The organism is Parasphingorhabdus sp. NYA22 (assembly GCF_976973735.1).
Genome location: NZ_OZ333477.1, coordinates 1,297,276 through 1,314,123, shown reverse-complemented (window position 1 = coordinate 1,314,123; position 16,848 = coordinate 1,297,276). Strand labels below are relative to the sequence as shown.

The window sequence follows — 16,848 nt, the reverse complement described above, 5'->3', positions numbered from 1 at the left end:
TCTGCGCCGCGCTTTGGCGAGACTCTCTAATTCTGTCAACACCCTTTTGCCGGTCCGGGGCATTTCCCGTCAGACCCGCACAAAAGGAAAGCGCGTTACCTCGAAAAGGAGTGGCCGTTAAGCCATTTTCTCCTTGATCTCTTCTGCCACGTTGTTCGGCACTTCCTCATAGTGAGAAAATTGCATCGAATATTGTGCACGTCCCTGACTGAAGGAACGCAGTTCATTCACATAACCGAACATGTTGGCAAGCGGCACCATGGCGTCCACAGCCTGGGCGATACCGCGTGTATCCGTACCCTGGATTTGACCACGGCGAGAGTTAAGATCGCCGATCACATCACCAAGATAGTCTTCCGGAGTGATCACTTCAACTTTCATGATCGGTTCAAGCAATTTGATGCCGGATTTCTGGGCCGCTTCGCGCATTGCTGCACGACCGGCGATTTCAAATGCCAGCGCCGAACTATCAACATCATGATAGGCACCGTCATAGACACGAATGTCAAAGTCGATGATCGGGAAGCCGATCAAAGAACCGGTTTCAGCCGTTTCGCGCATGCCTTTTTCGACCGACGGGATATATTCTTTCGGAATATTACCGCCCTTGACTTCATCGCTGAAGGTAATGCCCGATCCACGCTCGCCCGGCGTGACTTCGAACTTGATACGCGCGAACTGACCGGAACCGCCGGACTGCTTCTTATGCGTGTAATCAATGTCGACAGCCTTGCCGATGGATTCGCGATAAGCAACCTGCGGCGCACCAACATTGGCTTCGACCTTAAACTCGCGACGCATACGGTCGACGAGAATGTCGAGGTGAAGCTCGCCCATGCCCTTGATGATCGTCTGACCCGATTCGTGGTCAGTGGTCACCCGGAAGGACGGATCTTCAGCAGCCAGGCGATTCAGGGCAACGCCCATCTTTTCCTGGTCAGCCTTGGTCTTTGGCTCAACGCTAAGCTCGATAACCGGCTCTGGGAATTCCATGCGTTCGAGAATGATCGGCTTCTCGGAATTACAGAGCGTATCGCCGGTCGTGGTGGTTTTCATACCCGCCAGAGCAACGATGTCGCCTGCGAACGCCTCTTCAATGTCCTTACGGTCATTGGAGTGCATTTCGAGGATACGGCCGACTTTTTCTTTCTTGTCCTTGACCGAGTTCAATACCGTGCCTTTTTCCAGCTTGCCGGAATAGATGCGGCAGAAGGTCAGCGTACCCACGAACGGATCGTTCATCACCTTGAAGGCAAGCGCGGAGAATGGCGCGTCATCAGATGATGCACGTGTATCTTCGGTTTCGCCGTCGAGCAACACGCCCTTAATGGCGGGAACGTCGAGCGGGCTTGGCATATAATCGACAATGGCGTCGAGCAAAGGCTGGACACCCTTGTTCTTGAACGCGGAGCCGCAAAGCACAGGCACGAAGCTCTGGTTCAGCGTACCCTTGCGGATAAGCTTCTTCAGCGTCGCAGCATCAGGCAGATTGCCTTCGAGATAGGCTTCCATGATGTCATCATCCTGGTCGACAGCAAGCTCGATCAGCTTCTCGCGATATTCAGCCGCTTCGTCGGCCATGTCCGCAGGAATCTCACCATAAGTATATTCAGCGCCCAGGTCTTCGTTCTTCCAGGTGATCGAACGCTCGTTGACCAGGTCAACCAGACCGACCAGATCGGCTTCGATACCGATAGGAAGATACAGAACAGCAGGGGTCGCGCCGAGACGCTCTACGATCGAATCGACGCAGAATTTGAAGTTGGCGCCGGTGCGGTCGAGCTTGTTGATGAAGCACATCCGCGGCACTTTATATTTGTCAGCCTGACGCCATACGGTTTCGGACTGTGGCTCAACGCCGGCAACGCCGTCGAAACAGGCTACCGCGCCATCGAGCACACGCAAGCTACGTTCAACTTCAATGGTGAAGTCAACGTGGCCTGGCGTATCAATGATATTGATCCGGTGCTCTGGACCCTTGCGGTCTTCAGCCTGCCAGAAACAGGTGGTCGCAGCAGAGGTAATGGTAATACCACGTTCTTGCTCTTGCTCCATCCAGTCCATCGTTGCCGCGCCATCATGCACTTCGCCGATTTTATAGGACTTGCCCGTATAGAAAAGAATACGTTCGGTCGTTGTTGTTTTACCAGCGTCAATATGGGCCATAATGCCGATATTGCGATATCGTTCGAGCGGATGGCTGCGTGCCATAGTCTGTACTCCAGTATGTGGGGAACCAATTTCTGGCCGCCCTATAGTGAAATGGGCTGAACAATGCCAGCCCCGATTAAATCGAAATCTTGATATAAAGTCCGTCCGTACCCGGCTTGTCGAAGCGCCTCGATCGAGAATAATTCTCTGACGAGATATGCCCTTCAACAGGCCCGGGACGAACGGTCTATATTTCTTACTACCAGCGGTAGTGGGCAAATGCGCGGTTGGCTTCAGCCATCTTGTGCGCATCTTCCCGTTTTTTCACTGCGTTGCCACGGTTGTTCGACGCGTCGAGGATTTCACCCGACAGGCGTGCGGCCATTGTGGTTTCGCTGCGACCGCGAGCGGCAGAGATCATCCAGCGGATTGCCAGAGCCTGCGCACGTTCGGGACGCACTTCGACGGGAACCTGATAGGTCGCACCACCAACACGGCGGCTGCGAACTTCGATGCCCGGCTTGATATTGTTCAGAGCATCATGAAACAATTGCAAAGGATCTTTCTTCGCTTTGGCTTCAACGCTGTCAAAGGCACCATACACGATGCGCTCTGCGGTGGATTTCTTACCATCCATCATCAGGTTGTTCATGAATTTCGAAAGGATAAGATCCTTGAATTTTGGATCGGGTAAAATGACCCGCTTTTCGGGACGACGACGACGTGACATATATTATAACTCCGAAACTGAAACTATTTAGGACGCTTGGCGCCATATTTCGAACGGCTCTGCTTACGGTCCTTGACACCCTGGGTATCGAGAACGCCGCGCAGTACGTGATAACGCACACCGGGAAGATCGCGAACACGGCCGCCGCGGATCAGGACAACACTATGTTCCTGAAGATTATGACCTTCACCGGGAATGTAGCTGATGACCTCGCGCTGGTTGGTCAGGCGAACCTTGGCAACCTTACGCAGAGCGGAGTTTGGTTTCTTTGGAGTCGTTGTGTAGACACGGGTGCAAACGCCACGTTTCTGTGGGTTGGCTTCCATGGCTGGCACCTTGGACTTCGTCTTCTGGGGCACCCGCCCCTTACGGACGAGCTGGTTAATCGTTGGCATAAAGTCTTCACCTTATAGTAGATTGTCCTGCAAAATGCAGGGGTTACTCTCACCGCTCAAAATAGCGGCAAGTGTTTTGCCTATGTAAGTTTTCTGCGGCGTCGAGCGGAGCCCGAAGAAGCGGAAGCGCGGCCCTTAGACGGGATTCGGGCGGGGGTCAAGGGTTTGGAAAGCATCGACACAGGTTCTAATACGATCACAGTTTGCCTAACCTGCCCAATTGCAAGCTAATAGAGTCTTGACTCTAAATTATAAAGTTTGAGTGCCTGGCATACGCATAGATGCTTCCTTTAAACTGATGTCTACTTATAGTAGAATATCTTAATATAGCGTGTCTTATCGGAAGGTTCCGAAACTTCAGTGGTTGAATTCGTATACGTAACGCAACCTCGTGCGGTATCTGGTGATTTTTGGGAAATTGTCAATACCTGTTTACCATCCTGCTCAGAGATTTCATTTGCCTCAATCGCGACACTCTCGTCAGCGTCATTCCAAGTTTTTGGGACTTGCAATGCTGGAAAATGAATGATGACCGACATAAAGTCTGCTGATTTACCGGCTGTTAGAGCCAAAGTCTCTTCGGTCCAACCTTTCTCCTTATATTTCTTCATAGCACCAAACGCAGTTTCTGTTTTTCTGACTCTAACAGAATCTCCTGTTGCCAACGGCCTCGAAAAACAAATCAAAACAGACCGAGCCCGAATTCCACCAGCCTCTCGCAATGGTATAATTAATGCCGGAAATGGCTTATCGTCCTTGCCGACAACATGAACAGATGGATGTAAAAGCTGCTGATCATCCGGAACATAGAATCTCAATTTAAGAAACTGAAGCCCTTGGTTTTTATCTCCAGATAAACCTAAAGTAGTTGTGTAAATGTCGGGATAGTCATCACCCATTAGCGATTGTGCATAAACTTCTTGAGTTGCGACATCGGCATGATAATTAGTATTACGAAGCTGTTCATAAAAGGACAGTGCTACGGAACTGGTTAAGTGCTCCAATTCCAAGAGATCGTGTTTTTCGAGGGAAAACCAATCTGGACTACTGCGAGCCAGACTTCCTTGAAACCAAGCTTCAAACTGCTTTTTGGAATTTTTTGATTTCACATAAAACCGTTGGCGAACTTTACCTTCAAAAACTGAAGCAAAATCGAAAGTTGAAATGTCTGTGTGCAATTGTAAAACATTAGAAGGGCCTAACTGGCGCTTTGATTCTTCTACCCGTTCGGAAACCATTCCTTCAAAGATCGCCATCGCATAATTCAACACTCCTTTTTCCGCTCGGTTAAGGGGCACCTCCGAAACGAAGGAAACTCCCATCGCTCTTTGGCCCGGCCTTAGGTCTTTGAGTGCCTCCTCAGAAGGCAGATTCTGGAACAAACCACCGTCAACGATACAGCTCTTGCTACTACCTTTGACTGGCATACGAAAAGCGATCGGAATTGCACAAGAGTCTACCAACGCTTCAACCAATTGTGTTTGAGAAGTTTCATTATGGACTGGCTTGGTCAAGCCCAGAATATCGGAACAAGAAATTCGAAGTTGAGCAGTTTTTCCATTCATCAACGCCGCAATGGTTCGATCCCCAGAAATTCCGGCCTTATTAAGTAATTCTAATATCAGCGCATGAACCGACGCTTCGTCATAAATCGGTTGATTCAATATCAATCGTCTTACAACATTTATTCTTTTCATACGTTTTGTCGGAAATTTTTGCGCTATCATAGAATCGAAGCTGGCAGCGCTGGCCAATATATTTTCAATATCTCCATCCAACGCGTAAATTGCAGCGGCGATTGCTCCTGCAGATGCGCCTGAAACTCTCATTACGTTAAAGTTTTCCAGGTCCTTTTCCAAAGATCGGATAGCATCGACTGCTGCTAGCAAATCAAATAACTTGGCTCCACCGCCCTGAAAAGCTATAGAAATATCCAACAAAAAACCCCGTTTTCAAGAGTTAGCAGTTTAATTATTATAACGATAATTGCAACAGTTCTCAAATCATCTGTTTTTAGGGATTTACTGTGACATTGAACCCGATGCCCACCGTTCTCCAATAACTCATAGCCAGATCACGGTGACAGTTGCAACAATCCCCAATTTGCCGCCCTCACCCACTAACCGACAACCGCACCCCCATCGCCCGCAGCACCCCCAGCAAGGTCTCCAGCGTCATATTGCCATTCGGACCCAGTGCCTTGTAAAGCGCCTGCCGCGTGATCTTGCTCTCAGCGGCCACCGCAGCCATGCCCTTGGCGCGCGCGACATCGTTCTGCGCGGTGCGGATCAGCGCGGCGTCATTTTCTTCGATCACGGTGACAGTTGCAACAATCCCCAATTTGCCGCCCTCACCCACTAACCGACAACCGCACCCCCATCGCCCGCAGCACCCCCAGCAAGGTCTCCAGCGTCATATTGCCATTCGGACCCAGCGCCTTGTACAGCGCCTGCCGCGTGATCTTGCTCTCTGCTGCCACCGCCGTCATGCCCTTGGCGCGCGCGACATCGTTCAGCGCGGTGCGGATCAGCGCGGCGACTACGAAATGGCCAAAACTGCCCCCCTTACCTTCGTCATCCTGAACTCGTTTCAGGACCTCAGGCGTCGGCGCGCAATCTCACGGGATCCTGAAACAAGTTCAGGATGACGGCGCGGGGAGCTTGCGGTGGGCAGTCACTCTAACCCGCCACCAAAGCCACCCAAATCGCCACAAAGAAACTCGCCCCGCCCATCATCACAAAACTATGCCAGATGGAATAGCGAAAGGGGCACCCCTTGCGGGCATAGAAGATCGTGCCGAGCGAATAAAAGGCTCCACCCGCCAACATCGCCCATAATGATAATGGCGGCAACTGTTCCATCATCTCGGGCACGCCAATAATGCCCATCCATCCCAGACCGAGATAGGAAGCCAGCGACCAGCGCGAATCCAGGTTCTTGCCAAATATCTTGTACAGTATTGCGGGAATAGCGAGCGCCCAGACCGTCGTCAGCAGGAAGAGGCTGAACTCCGTGCCCGCGAGGACAAAAATCGGGGTAAAAGTTCCCGCGATCGTCAGATAGATCGCCGCATGGTCGATCCGGCGCAGCATCAGCCGCCGGTCATGAAAAGGTGACAAATGGTAGAACATGGACATGACGTGAGAAAATGCCACGCAGACCACATAGGTACCGACCGCCGCAACCACAGCCAGACCGTGACCGGCAGCAGCCTGTAAAAGCAACGCCAGGCCGGCCGCCAGGATGAAAATCAATCCTATGCCATGGACGATAAAATCGGCGCGGCGTTCCTGTTTATCGGGAGTGGGGTACATCAGGTCACAATCTTTGGAAGGGGGGCATTGGAGACGGGATAGCGATGACAGCATATTTATCGCCAACAGTCACCCACTAACCAACGGCCGCGATCTGCCCCTCGCCCACTTCGATCCGCTCGATCGATCCTTTCAGCCGCTCGACCGCACCGGGAAGCAGCTTGTGCTCGAACAGGGTGAGATGGCGGAGCAGGCTGCTGCGCACCGCGCCGCCGCCCTGCTCGATCGAGGCGCCCATCTCGCGATAATGGTCGAGGCCGTAGCGCAGGATGATGGTGGCGTTGATCGCCAGATCGGCCAGACGATCCTCCTGCCAGTCAAGCAGCCCGGCCGCGACAAAGGCCTTGAAATAGACGTGAAATTGATGCTGCGTCCGCTCGATCCAGCCGCGGGCGCCGCGCCGGACAATCTCGTCATGGCCGCCATAATCACCCTGGTCGCGGTAGAGGAAGCGATATTCCTGGAACTCCCAGATCAGCGACTGCAGCAGATCGCCATATTCGTCGACAATATCCGCGCCCGCCACCGGCAGCCGCGACAGCCGCTTTTCGATGTCGATCGCAAAGCCTTCGCTGATCGCCGTCAGAATCGCCCGCCGGGTCTTGAAATGATACCAGAGATTGCCCTCGGCCATGCCGAGATGCTCGGCCAGCGCGGCGCTCGACACATTGCCATAGCCGCGCTGGTTATAGAGCCGCCGGGCCTCAAGCACGATCCGGTCGCGGGTTTTCAAATCAGTAACGCTCCAGCTTGACCATCATTTTCTTGTAACCATGGACGAAACAGGCGGGCACACGCTCCGGTTCCTCGAGCACATTGACCCGCAGGCGCCGCTTCGCCATTTCCTCGAGCAACACATGCAGCTGCAGTTCGGCTACTCTCGCGCCGACGCAACGGTGGATGCCGTAACCGAAGGACAGATGCCGCCGCGCGTTGTCCCGGTCGACGCGGATGCTGTCACCATCCTCGAAAATACTCTCGTCGCGGTTGGCGGAGAGATACCAGAGCACGACCTTGTCGCCCTTCTTCATCGCCACGCCGTCCAGTTCGGTATCTTCCATCACCGTTCGCCGCATATGCGCCAGCGGCGTCTGCCAGCGGAGCAGCTCCGCCACCGCATTGGGGATGAGCGACGGATCGGCCTCCAGCTTCGCCCGCTCTTCGGGGAACTGGCTGAGACCGTAGGCATAAGCGCTCATCGAGTTGCGGGTGGTGTCATTGCCGCCGACGATCAGCAGGATCAGATTGCCGATAAATTCCTCGGGCTTCATTTCGCTCATCGATTCCGACTGCATCATCACCGAGATCAGGTCCTTGCCCGGCGCTTCACCGGCCTTGCGTTCCCATAATTTGGTGAAGGCCGCAGCCATTTCCATGGCATATTCATTGCGCCGCGCGATGCCGTTTTCTTCGTGGATCAGCTCGACATCGCCCAGCTTGTTCGACCATAGAGTCAGCTTGTCGCGATCTTCCCACGGGAAATCGAACAATTTGGCCAGCATCCCGGTGGTCAGTTCGATCGACAGTCTCTCGACCCAGTCAAAGGCTTCGCCGACCGGCAGCGAGTCGAGCACCTCGCCGGTGCGTTGTCGAACTTCGTCTTGCATCGCCCTGACTTCGCTGGGCCCGAAAGCCGGCGCGATCGTCCGGCGCTGCGCGGTATGTTGCGGCGGGTCCATCGCAATGAACTGCGGCTGGCGGAATTCGTCCGGCAGCAGGCGGTCGGTATAGAAGGCAATCGAAATGCCGCCATATTCATAGGACGACGAGAAAATCTTCGGCAGCGCCTCGACATTGACGATCGGCTTGTAGGTCGAGATCGACCAATAAGGCCCGAATTTGGAATCCGGCACATATTGGATCGGCGCTTCGGCGCGCAATTTGCGAAACGGCTCCTGCCAGCGATCCTCCGCATAGAGTTCCGCCAGCGAAACGTCGATCGGTTCGATCGCGGCCTTTGTTGCTTCCAATACCGTTGCCATAGTCTTCCCCCTCCAGAGATTTTGCACGACTCGTCTTTTTTTAGGGTGATAACCCTAATTTGGATCGAGCGCAAATTTTCTGTGGGGTGTGGCGTGGGAGCTGGCGTTGCTGTTGAGGGGGACAGAGTGGCCTGAGGATCGCGCGCCGCCCCTCCCTCGTCATCCTGAACTCGTTTCAGGACCTCGGGCGGCAGCGCGCGATCTCTAGGGGTCCTGAAACAAGTTCAGGATGACGAGTAATTGGTTAGGTTAACGACCTCACAACTTATTGTGCCAGAGACTTCTCAATATCCGCCACCGGTGAATTGATCAGCGTTTTCGCCTGTTCCAGCACGATTTTGTCACTCACCTCCTGATGCAGCAGCGGCCGGATTTCGCCCAGCGAGTCCGGATCGGCAACCAGGATCAACCGCTCATAGGCACCCTTGTGCGCGAGATCGTAAAGTTTTTCCGCGATGATTTTCGAGAAGGTCGCCTCCATGCTTTCGCGCGGCGACTGCTCGGACGGTGATTTGCCGGCAGGGCCTTGATCGGCGAGATCGCCAGGCGTCCAGTCGCCGTCATGCTCGAGCGAACCGCTCCTGACATAGAAGGTCTTGGCCTCCCTGCCGGTGGCGATGACGACAAATGTTTCTTCCGGAAAATTCAGGTTACCCATATTCATGTCCTTTTTTAGGTTCGGACAATCAACGCGGAAGTCGGGAAAAGGTTGCTTTCGAGAATTGCCGTCGGGGCGACAATACGTCCCCTCGTCATCCTGAACTCGTTTCAGGACCTCAGGCGTCAGCGCGCAATCTCTGGGGGTCCTGAAATAAATTCAGGATGACGATTATTGCTCCCCGCCATCGCGCCCTTGTCACAATGGTGTCGCACAAAATTCTCCAAAACGTCATCCGGTGACCGTCAACCTGTCACAGCTTTGCTGCACTGCACCATCCGTTCCCGTGTCGCACATAAAAAGGCTGAAAGCTTCCATGACAAAATATTCACCCGACGCCCTGTCCCGCCCCTCTCTGATCGCCCTCGCCGCCGCGCTGTTTATTGCCGGAGCGGCCCCGGCCGTCGCCCAGTCCGATACCGATGATTTGGCAGAAGAGTCGGACGGCGACGTCATCATCGTCACCGCCCAGAAATTCGAGCAGAAGTCGACCGATGTGCCGATCACTATCTCGGCGAATACGGGCGAGCGGCTCAAGCAACTGGGCGTCTCCGATCTCGACGAGCTGTCCAACTATGTGCCCGGCCTGAATATCCAGGAGCAGAGCGCCAATAATCCCGGCATCGTCATCCGCGGCATCACCTCGGACAGCGGCTCGGCGCAGCAGGCCGCCCGTGTCACGCTTTATTATAACGGCGTCGATATCTCCCGTTCGCGCGGCTCCTATCAGGACCTGTACGACATCGACCGGATCGAGGTGATCAAGGGGCCGCAGGCGACCCTGTTCGGCACCGCCTCTGCGGTCGGCGCGATCAGCATCATCTCCAACAAGCCACAGCCCGGCCTGTCCGGCGAAATCACCGCCAGCTATGGCAATTTTGACGCCTATACGCTGAGCGGCCATCTCAACGCGGGATCGGATGTGCTCGCGGTGCGTGTCGCCGGTGCCTATAAGAAGCGCGACGGCTATGTCACCAATCTCGCGGCCAATCAGGATGATCTCTATGCGCAGGACCAGCTCGGTGGCCGCGCTTCCCTGCACTTTTCGCCGAACAGCAATTTCACCGCCGATCTGGTGCTGACCTATGATCGCCAGCGCAACTCCGGCACGCCGTTTATCTCCGGCACGCTGCCGACCAGCGCCGGACCGGCCGATCCATTCGGGGCTGCCGATCTGCGCGGTTCGCCTTTCTCGGCAGCAGTACTGGGCGATGACAAGCTCGGCCTGACCCGCGATGTCTATGACGCCAATCTGACGATGAGCTGGGATTTTGCCGACGAGTGGAACCTCACCATGGTCAACGGCTTTCGCAAGTTCAACAGCAACGAAGTCTTCGACGCCGATGGCTCCGCCGCCTATTTCCTGGAGTTTGCCGAGGATGCCAATGGCGAGCAAGGCAGCCATGAAACCCGCTTCACCTATAATAATGGCGACACGTTCCGCGGCAGCTTCGGCTGGAATTTCTTCCGCGAGGACAGCAATCAGCGAGTGCCCTTCTCGACCGATGAAGTGACCTATTTCCAATGTCTGGCCAACGCCGTCGTCGCCGGCGTTGCCTGTGTCGATGACAATGGCGTGCCGGCCGGAGACGCGATCCGCGACCTGACCGGCGGTGCTGTCGATACCATCCCCTATCAGGCCGTGTTCGAAAATTTCGGCAAGAATGACAGCTATTCGGTCTTCGCCGACGGCACGTGGATCCCGACCCCCAGCGTCGAGTTGACCGCAGGCGTCCGCGTGCTGATCGAGAAGCGCCGCTCAGGCTATCGCGCCACCGCACCGGGTTCCGTCTTCACCGGCGCACCACCCTTCGCGATCACCGACACCGACGGCCAGACTTTCCGCACCGAGGACAGTTTCTCGGCGGTATTGCCGCGTTTCAATATCCTCTACCGCTTCTCCGATGATATCAATGGCTTTGCCACGGTCTCTAAAGGGCGCCGTTCCGCTACGGTGAACGCCGGTGCCACCGCCACACCCACCGGACCGATCGGCAATTTCAACGACATCGCCGCAGAAACCGTGTGGAATTACGAGGTCGGCCTGAAGGGAGCATCGGGCCCGATATCCGGTTCGCTCGGCGTCTATTACCAGACCTATGACAATTTCCAGGTCACCGTCAACGATCCGGCCAGCCCCGGTACCACAACCACGCTCAGCGCCGGTAGCGCGACCAACTTCGGGGTCGAGGCCGAGGTCAGTGTCCGTGCCACCGAATGGCTCAGCCTGTTCGCCAATATCGGCTATATTGACGGTGGCATCGATGACGAGCCGGGCAACGGCAATCTGGCCGGCGCGCGCTTTCGCCTCCAACCGGAAGTCCAGGCAGCAGGCGGCTTCACTATCGATTATCCGATCAATGACAGCACCCGCTTCTTCGCAACGCCCAGTGTCACCTATCGCAGCCGGGTCTATTTCGAAGCGCCGAATTCACTGCTGGCCAGCCAGGCCGCTGTCACGCTTGTCAATCTGCGCGCCGGCGTTTCCTTCGCCGATGACCAGTTCGAGATTGCCGGCTTTGCCCGCAACCTGACCAATAAAAATTACCTGCTTGATGCCGGCAATACCGGCGGTGCCTTCGGCATCCCGACCTTCATCCCGGCGGAACCGCGCTTCTACGGCGTGCAGGCCAGCGCGAAATTCTAGCGACCACGCGCTAGAAACAGACCATATTCCCGGTGAGGCTGCGGCCTTCGCCGGGAATATGGTGACCAATGCACGCCGCTTGCGGATGGCGGACAAATCCGGTGCGAACGGCGCAATATCCGCGAATCTGCGCATATACCGAAAACATTTGTTAACCCTATTTGTACAGCAGTCGCCTAGTCAGGACATTATATACTCAACCCGCTATTGCAGGATGGCCTGACGACATGGATCTAGCGCCACTATCAGAAGAAAACTGGCAGACATCCTGGCAAACTCCATGGCGGTCGCCAAAAATCCCGCAAGAAATCCGGTCCTCGATCGAGCAAATGCAATTGCACCGGGCCATGACCCATGTACCGATGATTTATCTGGTCGCCATTTTCAATCTGGTGTCGGTGATGGTGCTGTCGGCTCACGAAGGGGTTGAGCCAGTCTATTATGGCTGGATGGGCCTGTTAGCGGTCGGCTGCGTAGGGCGGATGGTGATGTGGATGCGCTATCCAAAGGATCCGGATTCTCTGGTCCACTCGCAGAAAATCCTCAGAAACCTCTCCGTCCTCTCGATCGCTATCGTCTCGTTTCTCAGCATCTGGTCGGTCCTCATAATTACAACCGGCATGTTCGCAAACCAGATGTTCATCCCGATGTCATTGGTCTTCGGATCAACCTGCATTGCCCATTGTCTGGCCTGCGTCAAAAAGGCAGCCGTCACCGTTTTGCTTGTCGGAGTGATACCATCGGCTATCGCGATGATCTTGGTAGGCGGTTTTGATGACGTGATCATGGGATGGAGCATGATCACGATCGTGCTGCTGATGATCCGGTTCATCATCGATAGCTATAATCAGATCATTTCCGGTCTGATCATGCGCCATACAATATGGAAACAGGCGCATAGCGACCCCCTGACCGGACTGGCCAATCGCCGGGCGATGATGAACCATCTGCATCTGGCCGAACGGTCCTTCGCCAGCGACGGCAGCGGTTTTGCTGTTGCCTTAATCGACCTCAATCGCTTCAAGCAGGTGAATGACAATCTGGGCCATGATGTCGGCGATCATCTGCTGGTCGAGGTTGCCAACCGGCTAAACCAGAGCTGTGCCGCAGACGAGATTGTCGGCCGTCTCGGCGGCGATGAATTTTTGATTTTGATGCCCGATGTGACCGGTCACGAAAAAGCGCTGGCGCGAGCGACTGCATATCTTTCCGGCTTCGCCAGGCCAGCCAAAATCAACGGCCATATCCTGACACCATCAGCCAGCGTCGGCATCGCCGTTCAGGCGCTTGACGGTAAGGGCACCGAGCAATTGCTCAAGGCTGCTGACAGCGCGCTCTACAAGATGAAGCGTAGCGGCAAAGGCGTGAGCAAGCAGGTGAAGCCGGTTTTGCGCAATATTGCCTGATGTCGCGAAGGCAAGCCGAACGCGAAGCCTCTTAAGCTAGGCCGGGTGAATCGGGAATTTTGCAACCAATGCCGTCATCCCAAGTTCTATCAGGATGAGGAATGGTCGTGATGTACCGAGCGTACCTGTCCACAAACACGTACTGCGACAACCGGTTTGTCATTCTATGGCCTGTCCAGCGAACATCGGGAAACAATATTCATGAAAGCCATACTCGTCCTTATCGTAGCGCTGGCCTTTGCCATTGCGCCTTTTCTGTCGCCGGAATTTGGCGGGATTGACCCGGACCGATATCCGGTACCCCAGAACAATCCACCGGTTCAGCCAATTGGATGGGCTTTCAGTATCTGGGGTCCGATCTACTTGTGGCTGGTCGCCCATGCATTTTTTGGCGCATTCAAGTTCAGGCAGGACGCGGAATGGGACAAGAGTCGCATTGCACTGGCGCTATCTCTGGCCGTCGGCACGATCTGGCTGCCCGTCGCGCTGATTTCGCCTATCTGGGCAACCGTCCTTATATGGATCATGCTGATCGCCGCGCTGGTGGCATTATATCGCTCTGGAAATGCATCACCCGTCTGGATAGCAAAATGGCCACTCGCGCTCTATGCGGGCTGGCTGTCTGTTGCCTCGTTCCTATCCATCGGACTGCTGCTTGCCGGATATGGTTTTGTCGGTGAATTTACGGCAGCAGTGATTGCACTGATTTTAGCGACCGGCTTCACCGGCTATAATGCCCTTCGCCTCCAGTCATGGCCCTATGCCATCGCCGTGGCCTGGGGTTTTTTCGGCATCGCCGTGGCCAATATGGGTTCCGCAATGACGCTGGTGATCGCGGCCGTGGCAGCGGCGGCTATCGTTCTCGGACTGACGGCACTATCGAGGAAATCTTTCGGCTAGAGGGAGAGCTCGGGGATCACTCGTCATCCTGAACTTGTTTCAGGACCTCGGGCGTCGGTGCCCAATCTCAAGGGGTCCTGAAGCAAGTTCAGGATGACGGGCAGCGGCTTACCGCCGCATCCGGCTCAAAGGCAACCACAGCAACAGCAGCCCGATCACCGCTGGCCCCGCCTGCACCAGCGCAATATCCGGCGAAACACGCCAGGCCCCGAAAATGCCCGCTGCGGCCACGAACAGCAGGAAGCTGCTCGCGACCTTGCGCTGCCATTCCGCATCGCGAATGAACAGCGACCAGATCAGGCCGACAGCAACACAAAGATTATAGACCCCCTGATTGGCGGCCATGGCGGTTGTCGGTTCGAACAGGTTGGCGGGGAGGTCTGGAAAGGTCGCCGGCCCCTGCGCCTGCCAGGCGAATATCCCGAACCAGGCGACGTAGAGATGGAGAATGGCAACCAGCGTGATCATGATCTTGGCAAATATCGACACGCAGTAACTCCCCGAGGCTGGTGGCTCTTATAGGCGGTAAATCTGCAAGCTCAACATGGCTTGCTGGCCAGCATTATCTGGCCGTGATAGCAAATGGCTTTCCTACATCGCCGGATTTTGATAAATTCCACACTGGTTCTTTAACATTTTGAGCAGCCTCGGTTTTGGCCGCCTCATATCCAACAGCACCAGCCAAAGGTCGCAGATTTTCGGTTTTCTTAACACTGTAAAGTTTGTAAAGTTCAATCCACCCCGAGAGAATTGTTTTTTACCTTGGCAGGTCCAGTTCAGACATTGTCTGAAGTCCGATCGAAGCCGTCATTGGCCCCAACTTTGACAAACTTTGGATTAGCCGCGCTCGCCGAGCACCTTATTTTCGACGCCGATCCGGTGGCGCAACAGGATCGCGTTGAGGATAGAGAAGACCAGAGCCACCCATGGCAGGCCGAGCATCAGCGGAACGATCGCGATCTCGAGTATGACGACGAGATAATTGGGATGGCTGATATATTTATAGGGCCCGCGTTTGACCCGGTCGAAATGCGGCGCCGAAATGATCCTGGTTGTCCACCAGCGGCCAATGCTCGCCAGCGTCCAGATGCGCAAAACTTGCGTGCCGACGAACAGCGCCAGCATCGCCGGATGGATCGTGTGCAGCGGGTCGACCAGCAAGGCAATGATCGCAATCCAGGCGCTATGGAGAAAAATGAAATAATGATAATGGTCCGCACCATGTTCCTGCCCGCCTTCGCCGAGCAGTCGTTTGGTATTGCGATTGGCGTGGACCAGTTCGCCCAGCCGCTGGACGACGATATAGACAAGCACCCAGGTCACCGTTGTCGGACTGGTCGTGAAAATGGCGCCAAGCTGATCAGTCATGCTGCACCCTGCGGATCGAGGATACCGAGCGCTGCTGTGAAGCCGGGACCGAGCGCGGTGAGCAGGATCGGCTTGTCGGGCTTCTCTGCCAGGAGCTGCTCGAGCACGAACAGCACCGTCGGCGAGGACATGTTGCCATGCTGACGCAGGACTTCGCGAGTGGCAGGGATACCGGCAATGGCCGGCGCGAAATATGCCTCCAAAGCTTCCACCACCCTGCCCCCGCCGGGATGGCAGGCGGGTTCGGCGAGATCGGACATTTCCAGACCCTCCGCTTTCAGAAAGGTATCGCAAAAGGGCGCGAAATCCCTGGTCACGAAAGTCGGAATATCCCGCGCCAGCACCAGATCGAAGCCAGTCGTGCCGATGTCCCAGCCCATCATGTCGCGGGTATCGGGCCAGGTCTTCTGGTCAAAGGCACGGAAGCTGGGCGCACCGGCCTGTCCCGTCTTGCCGCTGAGCACAGCCGCAGCACAGCCATCGGCAAACAGCGCGGTGGCGATCATGTTCTTCTTGTCGAACTGGCTATAATCATAAGACAGGCTGCACAATTCAAGCGAGATCATCAGAACATTCTGACCCTCACCCGCGTCCGCCAGATCATTGGCCAGCCGAAGGCCGAGCACGCTGCCGGCGCAACCATAGCCGAATACCGGAATGGTCTGGGTCGACGGCTTGAAACCCATCGCCTCGATCATCCGGCTGGGAATAGAGGGCGTCATCATCCCCGTAGTCGAAATCACGATGATGGCGTCGATATCGGATGGCGCGAGCGAAGCCTTTTCCAGCGCATCCCCGGCCGCCTTGTGCGCCAGCCGCGTACCGACCTGATCATAGATAGCGGCCCGGCCGGTCCAGCTGCGTGGCTCCAGATAATAATCCGCCTCGCAGGCAAGATAGCGCTGATCAATCCCGCTATTCCCGAGGATTTGTTCCAGCCTGGCCGGAAGTGCCGCCCCCCTGGCCTTCGCCAGCACCGCCAGCACTTCAGCCTGGCTGATCCGGTGATCGGGAACAGCGGTGGCGATAGATTTCAATATGGACATGGGGAACTTTCGATCATCATTATGCAGCTGTTACAACAGATGCAGCAGGGAAACACGCAAATCTGGTGCAATGCACCATAGCACGTATGGCGAAGACCAGAGAAATATCGTTATCAAATAATATACAGTCCCAAAAAACGACTATATTCCAGCAGCTTCTGCGTCAAAAAGTGACTTATTGTGCACTGCACCATTTTTCTTGACATTGGCAGTGTGATACCCTATTTGTGCACTGCAACATAGAAGTGAGA

The 16,848-nt window shown here is 55.3% G+C and carries 17 protein-coding genes; 3 read left to right on the top strand and 14 right to left on the bottom strand.

Annotation, left to right across the window (positions count from 1 at the left end):
• Positions 1-117: 117 nt before the first annotated feature.
• The 10 genes from fusA to ACWFTY_RS06275 all read right to left on the bottom strand — a co-directional run bounded on the left by fusA (position 118) and on the right by ACWFTY_RS06275 (position 9,230).
• The gene (gene fusA, locus ACWFTY_RS06320) at positions 118-2,211 is read right to left on the bottom strand and encodes an elongation factor G (RefSeq protein WP_447526507.1); all 2,094 of its coding nucleotides are present in this window, start codon (positions 2,209-2,211) and stop codon (positions 118-120) included.
• 199 nt (positions 2,212-2,410) lie between these two features.
• Positions 2,411-2,881 carry a 30S ribosomal protein S7 gene (gene rpsG / locus ACWFTY_RS06315; protein WP_335662699.1) on the bottom strand — a complete coding sequence of 157 codons (471 nt, stop codon included), beginning with the start codon at positions 2,879-2,881 and terminating at the stop codon, positions 2,411-2,413.
• Between the two features lie 23 nt (positions 2,882-2,904).
• A complete protein-coding gene (gene rpsL / locus ACWFTY_RS06310; RefSeq protein ID WP_067198316.1) occupies positions 2,905-3,276 on the bottom strand; it encodes a 30S ribosomal protein S12 in 372 nt (123 codons plus the stop codon).
• Between the two features lie 302 nt (positions 3,277-3,578).
• Positions 3,579-5,216, bottom strand: coding sequence for a patatin-like phospholipase family protein (locus tag ACWFTY_RS06305; RefSeq protein WP_447526506.1), 1,638 nt, complete (start codon positions 5,214-5,216; stop codon positions 3,579-3,581).
• 172 nt (positions 5,217-5,388) lie between these two features.
• Entirely contained in the window at positions 5,389-5,634 is a 246-nt protein-coding gene (locus tag ACWFTY_RS06300; protein WP_447526505.1) for an addiction module antidote protein, read from the bottom strand.
• Positions 5,627-5,803 (bottom strand): addiction module antidote protein, encoded by a 177-nt coding sequence (locus tag ACWFTY_RS06295; RefSeq protein ID WP_447526856.1) that lies wholly within the window; start codon positions 5,801-5,803, stop codon positions 5,627-5,629. The genes ACWFTY_RS06300 and ACWFTY_RS06295 overlap by 8 nt, the downstream gene beginning before the upstream one ends.
• A 151-nt stretch (positions 5,804-5,954) precedes the next feature.
• Positions 5,955-6,590: a PAQR family membrane homeostasis protein TrhA gene (gene trhA, locus ACWFTY_RS06290; protein ID WP_447526504.1), complete on the bottom strand. Its 636-nt coding sequence runs from the start codon at positions 6,588-6,590 to the stop codon at positions 5,955-5,957.
• Positions 6,591-6,666: 76 nt separating this feature from the next.
• Complete coding sequence (locus tag ACWFTY_RS06285) at positions 6,667-7,323, bottom strand: TetR/AcrR family transcriptional regulator (RefSeq protein WP_447526503.1); 657 nt, start codon at positions 7,321-7,323, stop codon at positions 6,667-6,669.
• Position 7,324: 1 nt separating this feature from the next.
• Positions 7,325-8,572: a cytochrome P450 gene (locus tag ACWFTY_RS06280; RefSeq protein WP_447526502.1), complete on the bottom strand. Its 1,248-nt coding sequence runs from the start codon at positions 8,570-8,572 to the stop codon at positions 7,325-7,327.
• Between the two features lie 265 nt (positions 8,573-8,837).
• Positions 8,838-9,230: a host attachment family protein gene (locus tag ACWFTY_RS06275; protein ID WP_447526501.1), complete on the bottom strand. Its 393-nt coding sequence runs from the start codon at positions 9,228-9,230 to the stop codon at positions 8,838-8,840.
• 316 nt (positions 9,231-9,546) lie between these two features.
• Between ACWFTY_RS06275 and ACWFTY_RS06270 the strand changes: the two genes are divergently transcribed.
• Positions 9,547-11,877 carry a TonB-dependent receptor gene (locus tag ACWFTY_RS06270; RefSeq protein ID WP_447526500.1) on the top strand — a complete coding sequence of 777 codons (2,331 nt, stop codon included), beginning with the start codon at positions 9,547-9,549 and terminating at the stop codon, positions 11,875-11,877.
• Positions 11,878-11,887: 10 nt separating this feature from the next.
• On the opposite strand, the gene ACWFTY_RS06265 is transcribed toward ACWFTY_RS06270, so the two are convergent.
• Positions 11,888-12,025 (bottom strand): hypothetical protein, encoded by a 138-nt coding sequence (locus tag ACWFTY_RS06265; RefSeq protein WP_447526499.1) that lies wholly within the window; start codon positions 12,023-12,025, stop codon positions 11,888-11,890.
• 79 nt (positions 12,026-12,104) lie between these two features.
• Here ACWFTY_RS06265 and ACWFTY_RS06260 point away from each other — a divergent pair, with 79 nt between their 5' ends.
• Positions 12,105-13,283 carry a diguanylate cyclase domain-containing protein gene (locus tag ACWFTY_RS06260; protein ID WP_447526498.1) on the top strand — a complete coding sequence of 393 codons (1,179 nt, stop codon included), beginning with the start codon at positions 12,105-12,107 and terminating at the stop codon, positions 13,281-13,283.
• Positions 13,284-13,484: 201 nt separating this feature from the next.
• Positions 13,485-14,183, top strand: coding sequence for a hypothetical protein (locus tag ACWFTY_RS06255; protein WP_447526497.1), 699 nt, complete (start codon positions 13,485-13,487; stop codon positions 14,181-14,183).
• A gap of 108 nt (positions 14,184-14,291) precedes the next feature.
• Here ACWFTY_RS06255 and ACWFTY_RS06250 read toward each other — a convergent pair whose 3' ends face one another.
• The 3 genes from ACWFTY_RS06250 to ACWFTY_RS06240 form a co-directional block, all read right to left on the bottom strand.
• Entirely contained in the window at positions 14,292-14,672 is a 381-nt protein-coding gene (locus tag ACWFTY_RS06250) for a DUF1304 domain-containing protein (protein WP_447526496.1), read from the bottom strand.
• 348 nt (positions 14,673-15,020) lie between these two features.
• The gene (locus ACWFTY_RS06245) at positions 15,021-15,551 is read right to left on the bottom strand and encodes an isoprenylcysteine carboxyl methyltransferase family protein (protein ID WP_447526495.1); all 531 of its coding nucleotides are present in this window, start codon (positions 15,549-15,551) and stop codon (positions 15,021-15,023) included.
• On the bottom strand, positions 15,548-16,597 hold the full coding sequence (locus ACWFTY_RS06240; protein ID WP_447526494.1) for a type III polyketide synthase: 1,050 nt from the start codon (positions 16,595-16,597) through the stop codon (positions 15,548-15,550). The genes ACWFTY_RS06245 and ACWFTY_RS06240 overlap by 4 nt, the downstream gene beginning before the upstream one ends.
• Positions 16,598-16,848: the final 251 nt, after the last annotated feature.

Coding starts and splice junctions, on each gene's coding strand:
- trhA (WP_447526504.1), bottom strand. CDS start 6,590: ATGTACCCCACTCCCGATAAACAGGAACGCCGCGCCGATTTTATCGTC.
- ACWFTY_RS06270 (WP_447526500.1), top strand. CDS start 9,547: ATGACAAAATATTCACCCGACGCCCTGTCCCGCCCCTCTCTGATCGCC.
- rpsL (WP_067198316.1), bottom strand. CDS start 3,276: ATGCCAACGATTAACCAGCTCGTCCGTAAGGGGCGGGTGCCCCAGAAG.
- ACWFTY_RS06255 (WP_447526497.1), top strand. CDS start 13,485: ATGAAAGCCATACTCGTCCTTATCGTAGCGCTGGCCTTTGCCATTGCG.
- ACWFTY_RS06260 (WP_447526498.1), top strand. CDS start 12,105: ATGGATCTAGCGCCACTATCAGAAGAAAACTGGCAGACATCCTGGCAA.
- ACWFTY_RS06280 (WP_447526502.1), bottom strand. CDS start 8,572: ATGGCAACGGTATTGGAAGCAACAAAGGCCGCGATCGAACCGATCGAC.
- fusA (WP_447526507.1), bottom strand. CDS start 2,211: ATGGCACGCAGCCATCCGCTCGAACGATATCGCAATATCGGCATTATG.
- ACWFTY_RS06245 (WP_447526495.1), bottom strand. CDS start 15,551: ATGACTGATCAGCTTGGCGCCATTTTCACGACCAGTCCGACAACGGTG.
- rpsG (WP_335662699.1), bottom strand. CDS start 2,881: ATGTCACGTCGTCGTCGTCCCGAAAAGCGGGTCATTTTACCCGATCCA.
- ACWFTY_RS06240 (WP_447526494.1), bottom strand. CDS start 16,597: ATGTCCATATTGAAATCTATCGCCACCGCTGTTCCCGATCACCGGATC.
- ACWFTY_RS06275 (WP_447526501.1), bottom strand. CDS start 9,230: ATGGGTAACCTGAATTTTCCGGAAGAAACATTTGTCGTCATCGCCACC.
- ACWFTY_RS06265 (WP_447526499.1), bottom strand. CDS start 12,025: ATGTTTTCGGTATATGCGCAGATTCGCGGATATTGCGCCGTTCGCACC.